The organism is Mycobacterium sp., assembly GCF_025933915.1.
Taxonomy (GTDB): domain Bacteria; phylum Actinomycetota; class Actinomycetes; order Mycobacteriales; family Mycobacteriaceae; genus Mycobacterium.
The window spans coordinates 1-6,235 of record NZ_JAICZA010000212.1 but is presented as its reverse complement, the minus strand read 5'-3'; the positions used below and the strand labels follow the sequence as shown (position 1 = coordinate 6,235).

The following is a 6,235-nucleotide window of genomic DNA, read 5'->3' as shown; positions in this document are numbered from 1 at the left end:
TCCTCCGTCGCCCCGCTGGCGGTCGCCGGCGCCACCCCCGAACCCGGTGCCGGGCAGACGCCGGCCCCGAATCCGCCGGCGGCCGCGGTGCCGCAGGGCTGGGGGGGCTGCGGCCAATTCGTCACGGACACAAGCGATATCCCCGCCGCGCGGTGCACCACCGTGTCCGTCCCGATCGACTACAACAACCCCGGCGGCGCTCAGGCCAAACTGGCGGTGATCCGCGTGCCCGCCACCGGTCAACGGATGGGATCGCTGCTGGTCAATCCGGGTGGCCCCGGCGGCTCGGCGGTCGACATGGTGGCCGCGATGGCGCCAGACCTGGAGAGCTCACCGATCCGACGCAACCTCGACCTCGTCGGCTTCGATCCCCGAGGCGTCGGCCACTCCACCCCTGCGCTGCGCTGCCGCACCGACGCCGAGTTCGACGCGTACCGGCGAGAACCGATGGTCGACTACAGCCCGGCCGGCGTCGCGCACATCGAGCAGCTCTACCGGCAGCTGGCCCAGCAATGCGTCAACCGGATGGGCACCGCGTTTTTGGCCAACGCCGGCACCGCATCCGTCGCGCGTGACATGGACGCGGTGCGCCAGGCGCTGGGCGACGATCAGATCAACTACCTCGGCTACAGCTACGGCACCGAGCTGGGCACCGCCTACCTAGAGAAGTTCGGCAACCACGTGCGGGCGATGGTGCTCGACGGCGCCATCGACCCGACCGTCGGTCCCATCGACGAGAACGTCAACCAAATGGCGGGATTCCAAACCGCTTTCAACGACTACGCCACCGACTGCGCCCGCTCGGCGGGCTGCCCGCTGGGCACCGACCCGACCCAGTTCGTCGCCCGCTACCACGCCCTGGTCGACCCGCTGGTCCACCAGCCGGGCCGCACCGCGGATCCACGCGGGTTGAGCTACGCCGATGCGACCACCGGCACCATCAACGCGCTCTACACGCCGGCGCACTGGAAATACCTGACCAGCGGACTGCTCGGCCTGGCGCGCGGCACCGACGCGGGTGACCTGCTGGCGCTCGCCGACGACTATCAAGGACGAGACCGCAACGGGCGCTACTCCAACGACCAGGACGCGTTCAACGCGATCCGGTGCGTCGACGCGCCCAACCCCACGGACCAGGCCAGTTGGGTGACCGCCGATCAGCGGATCCGGCAGGCCGCGCCGTTCCTCAACTATGGCCCCTTCACCGGAAACGCTCCCCGGGATTTGTGCGCCCTGTGGCCGGTGCCCGCGACGTCGGCGCCCCACGCCGCGCCGCCCATGGCGCCGGGCAAGGTCGTCGTCGTCTCCACCACGCACGACCCGGCCACCCCCTACCAGGCCGGGGTCAACTTGGCCCACCAGCTGGGCGGGCCGCTGATCACCTACGACGGGACACAGCACACCGCGGTGTTCAACGGCGACCAATGCGTGGACAACGCCGTGGTGCGTTACCTCGTCGCGGGCACGCCGCCGGTGGCTTTGAACTGCCGGTCCTGACCAGCCCCGCGCGCAACCATCGCAATGGTTCTGAGCGGGCATCGGTAACACAGAATTAACAGCCGTTGCATACTGTTCGAGTTATGGATCGCCAGAAGGAATTCGTGCTGCGCACGCTCGAGGAACGAGACATCCGCTTCGTTCGGCTGTGGTTCACCGATGTGCTCGGGTTCCTCAAGTCGGTCGCCATCGCCCCGGCCGAGCTCGAAGGCGCCTTCGAGGAGGGCATCGGCTTCGATGGGTCCTCGATCGAAGGCTTCTCGCGGGTCTCGGAATCCGACACCGTCGCCAACCCCGACCCGTCCACCTTCCAGGTGCTGCCGTGGGCCTCACCCAGCGGACACCACCACTCGGCGCGGATGTTCTGCGACATCACCATGCCGGACGGATCGCCGTCGTGGGCGGACCCGCGCCATGTGTTGCGTCGCCAACTGCAGAAGGCCAACGACCTGGGTTTCTCCTGCTACGTGCACCCCGAGATCGAATTCTTCCTGCTCAAGCCCGGCGCCGACGACGGGACCCCGCCCGTTCCCGTGGACAACGCCGGCTACTTCGACCAGGCGATCCACGACTCCGCCTCCAACTTCCGCCGCCACGCGATCGAAGCCCTGGAATTCATGGGCATCTCGGTGGAGTTCAGCCACCACGAGGGCGCGCCCGGCCAGCAGGAGATCGACCTGCGCTTCGCCGACGCCCTGTCGATGGCCGACAACGTGATGACGTTCCGCTACGTCATCAAGGAAGTCGCCATCGACAACGGCGCCCGCGCGAGCTTCATGCCCAAGCCGTTCGGGCAGCATCCCGGCTCCGCGATGCACACCCACATGAGCCTGTTCGAGGGCGACGTCAACGCGTTCCACAGCCCCGACGACCCGCTGCAGCTCTCCGATATCGGCAAGTCCTTCATCGCCGGGATCCTCGAGCACGCCTCGGAGATCAGCGCGGTCACCAACCAATGGGTCAACTCCTACAAGCGGCTGGTGGGCGGCGGCGAGGCGCCCACCGCCGCGTCGTGGGGGGCCGCCAACCGCTCCGCGCTGGTGCGGGTGCCCATGTACACCCCGCACAAGACGTCGTCGCGGCGCGTCGAGGTCCGCAGCCCCGACTCGGCCTGCAACCCGTACCTGACCTTTGCCGTGCTGCTGGCCGCCGGACTGCGCGGGGTGGAGAAGGGTTATGTGTTGGGGCCGCAGGCCGAGGACAACGTGTGGGACCTGACCGCCGAAGAACGCATCGCGATGGGATACCGCGAGCTGCCGACGAGCCTGGACAGTGCACTGCGCGCCATGGAGTCCTCCGAACTGGTCGCGGAAACCTTGGGGGAGCACGTCTTTGACTTCTTCCTACGCAACAAGCGCACCGAGTGGGCGAACTACCGCAGCCACGTCACCCCGTACGAACTCAGCACATATCTGTCCCTGTAGCGCACTTCCCGTTTCGGGATGCGCCGCCCGTGACTGAAGATCGGCCGGTTGCGCTACGGTCGTGATCGTGACCAAACCCGCGACGCAGCGCCCCCGGCTGCCCAGCGTCGGCCGGCTCGGGTTGGTCGATCCGCAAGCGGCCGAACGCATAGCGCAGCTGGGCTGGCACGACCGTGACGACCAGGCCCACGTCGACCTGCTGTGGTCGCTGTCGCGTGCGGCGGACCCCGACGCCGCCCTGCTCGCCCTGGTTCGGCTGGCGGAGAACCCGGACGCCGGGTGGAAGGAGCTCAACGCCGCCCTGCTCACCGAACGTCCCCTGCGCGGCCGGCTGTTCGGCGTACTCGGATCGTCGCTGGCCCTCGGGGACCACCTGATCGCCCAGCCGCGGTCCTGGAAACTCTTGCGCGGCAACGTCATTCTGCCCACCCACGAGCAGCTGTACACGAAGTTCACCGGGTGCGTCGACGAGGCGTTGGCGGATCCCGGCTCCGCGATGGTGCGCTTGCGCACCATGTATCGCGATCAACTGCTGGTGCTGGCCGGCCTCGACCTGGCCGCCACCGTCGAGGACGAACCGGTGGTCCCGTTCACCGTGGTGGCGGCCCACCTGTCGGACCTGGCGGACGCCGCGCTCGCCGCCGCGTTGCGGGTGGCCGAGAGCAGCGTGTGCGGCGACAAAACTCCGCCGCGGCTGGCGGTCATCGCGATGGGCAAATGCGGTGCCCGCGAACTGAACTACGTCAGCGACGTCGACGTCATCTTCGTCGCCGAGCAGGCCGACGCTCTCACCATCCGGGTGGCCGGCGAGATGATGCGGCTGGCCTCCGAGGCGTTCTTTCAGGTCGATGCCGGGCTGCGACCGGAAGGCCGCAGCGGCGAGCTGGTTCGCACCGTCGAATCGCACGTCGCCTACTACCAGCGGTGGGCGAAAACCTGGGAGTTCCAGGCCCTGCTGAAAGCGCGCGCGGCGGTGGGCGACGCCGAGCTCGGGGCGCGGTATCTGGCCGCGCTGATGCCGATGGTCTGGGTCGCCTGCGAGCGTGAGGACTTCGTGGTCGAGGTGCAGGCGATGCGGCGGCGCGTCGAGCAACTGGTACCCGCCGAGGTCCGCGGCCGCGAGATCAAGCTCGGCAGCGGCGGCCTGCGCGACGTCGAATTCGCCGTGCAGCTCCTGCAGTTGGTGCACGGGCGCGGCGACGAGTCGCTGCACGTGGCGTCGACGGTGGCCGCGCTGGCCGCGCTGGGCCAGGGCGGCTACATCGGACGAGAGGACGCGGCGAACCTCACCGCCTCCTACGAGTTTCTCCGCCTACTCGAGCACCGGTTGCAGCTGCAGCGGCTCAAGCGCACCCATCTGCTGCCCGAACCCGACGACGAGGAGGCGGTGCGCTGGCTGGCGCGGGCCGCCCACATCCGGCCCGACGGTCGCCACGATGCGGCCGGGGTGCTGCGCGAGGAGCTGCGGCACCAGAACCTGCGGGTATCGCAGCTGCACGCCAAGCTCTTCTACCAGCCGCTGCTGGAGTCGATCGGCCCCGCCGGCCTGGAGATCGCGCACGGCATGACCTCCGAGGCCGCCGAGCGTCAGCTGGCCGCCCTCGGGTACGAGGGCCCGCAGACCGCGCTGAAGCACATGTCGGCGCTGGTCAATTCGAGCGGCCGGCGTGGCCGGGTGCAGTCGGTGCTGCTGCCCAGGCTGCTGAACTGGATGTCGTACACGCCCGACCCCGACGCCGGGCTGTTGGCCTACCGGCGACTGTCCGAGGCGCTGTCCGGGGAAAGCTGGTATCTGGCCACGCTGCGCGACCAGCCCGCCGTGGCCCGCCGGCTCATGCACGTGCTGGGCACCTCGGCGTACGTGCCGGACCTGCTGATGCGCGCACCCCGGGTCATCCAGGATTACGGCGACGGGCCGACCGCCCCGCGACTGCTGGAGGCTGACCCCGCCGCGGTGGCCCGCGCGCTGGTCGCCTCTGCCGCGCGCTACTCCGACCCGGTGCGGGCGATCGCCGGGGCGCGCACCCTGAGGCGTCGCGAGCTGGCCCGGGTGGCGTCGGCGGACCTGCTCGGCATGCTCGAGGTCGTCGACGTGTGCAAGGCGCTGACCTCGGTGTGGGTGGCGGTGCTGCAGGCCGCGCTGGACGCGATGATGCGGGCCAACCTTCCCGGGGACGGGCAGGCGCCGGCGGTGCTCGCCGTCATCGGCATGGGCAGGCTGGGCGGCGCCGAACTCGGCTATGGATCCGACGCCGACGTGATGTTCGTCTGCGAGCCGGTGCCCGGTGTCGAGGATTCCGTGGCCGTTCGCTGGGCGACGACGATCGCCGAGCAGGTCCGGACACTGCTGGGGACCTCCAGCGTCGACCCGCCGCTGGAGGTCGACGCCAACCTGCGGCCCGAGGGCCGCAACGGCCCGCTGGTGCGCACCCTGGCTTCCTACGCCGCCTACTACGAGCAGTGGGCGCAGCCGTGGGAGGTCCAGGCGCTGTTGCGCGCGCACGCGGTCGCCGGGGACGCGGAGCTGGGGCAGCGGTTCCTGCTGATGGCCGACAAGACGCGGTATCCACCCGGCGGGATGTCGTCGGACGCGATGCGCGAGATCCGCCGTATCAAAGCCCGCGTGGAGTCCGAGCGGTTGCCCCGCGGCGCCGACCCCAACACGCACACCAAGCTGGGCCGCGGCGGACTGGCCGACATCGAATGGACCGTGCAGCTGCTGCAGCTGCGGCACGCACACGAGATCCCCGCCCTGCACACCACGTCGACGCTGGAATGCCTGGATGCGATCGCCGCGGCCGAGCTGGTCCCAGCGGACGAGGTGGATTTGCTGCGGCAGGCTTGGCTGACCGCGACCCGGGCCCGCAACGCGCTGGTGCTGGTCCGCGGTAAGCCCACCGACCAGCTGCCGGGTCCCGGACGCCAGCTGAACGCGGTCGCGGTGGCCGCGGGCTGGCCGACCGATGAGGGCGGCGAGTTCTTGGACAACTATTTGCGGGTGACGCGACGCGCAAAAGCCATCGTGCGCAAGGTGTTTGGAAGTTGAGTCAGGAGGCCGGCGCGTTGGACGCCATATTCGAGGTGCTCAGCGCGACGGAAGCCGATCGCGTGACCGCGCTCTATGCCCCGTTGGCCGATGCGGTCCGGGAGCTCGTCGACGCGACCATCCGGACCGAGGCCGACGACGACGTCGTCGCCGAAGCGCGATCGGCGATCGAGGCCGTCACCGCGTCGTTGCGGCAACGGACCCGCCCGATCGGGGTGAGCTACCGCGTCAACGGCCGCCCGCTGCCGTTGGGCAACGCCGCGATCGG

The 6,235-nt window shown here is 69.9% G+C and carries 3 protein-coding genes and 1 pseudogene; all 4 read left to right on the top strand.

Going from position 1 to position 6,235, the window contains the following annotated elements; genetic code table 11:
• Positions 1-15 precede the first annotated feature (15 nt).
• Positions 16-1,497 (top strand): alpha/beta hydrolase, encoded by a 1,482-nt coding sequence (locus Q0W90_RS22270; RefSeq protein WP_297776668.1) that lies wholly within the window; start codon positions 16-18, stop codon positions 1,495-1,497.
• Positions 1,498-1,580: 83 nt separating this feature from the next.
• Positions 1,581-2,921 carry a type I glutamate--ammonia ligase gene (glnA, locus tag Q0W90_RS22265; RefSeq protein WP_297596619.1) on the top strand — a complete coding sequence of 447 codons (1,341 nt, stop codon included), beginning with the start codon at positions 1,581-1,583 and terminating at the stop codon, positions 2,919-2,921.
• Positions 2,922-2,982: 61 nt separating this feature from the next.
• On the top strand, positions 2,983-5,967 hold the full coding sequence (locus Q0W90_RS22260; protein WP_297596616.1) for a bifunctional [glutamine synthetase] adenylyltransferase/[glutamine synthetase]-adenylyl-L-tyrosine phosphorylase: 2,985 nt from the start codon (positions 2,983-2,985) through the stop codon (positions 5,965-5,967).
• Positions 5,964-6,235, top strand: a pseudogene (locus Q0W90_RS22255) (PaaI family thioesterase); the annotation flags it as partial. The gene Q0W90_RS22260 and the pseudogene Q0W90_RS22255, both read left to right, overlap by 4 nt.

Excerpts from the sequence above, each read along its gene's own strand:
- glnA (WP_297596619.1), top strand. The coding sequence starts at position 1,581 with ATGGATCGCCAGAAGGAATTCGTGCTGCGCACGCTCGAGGAACGAGAC.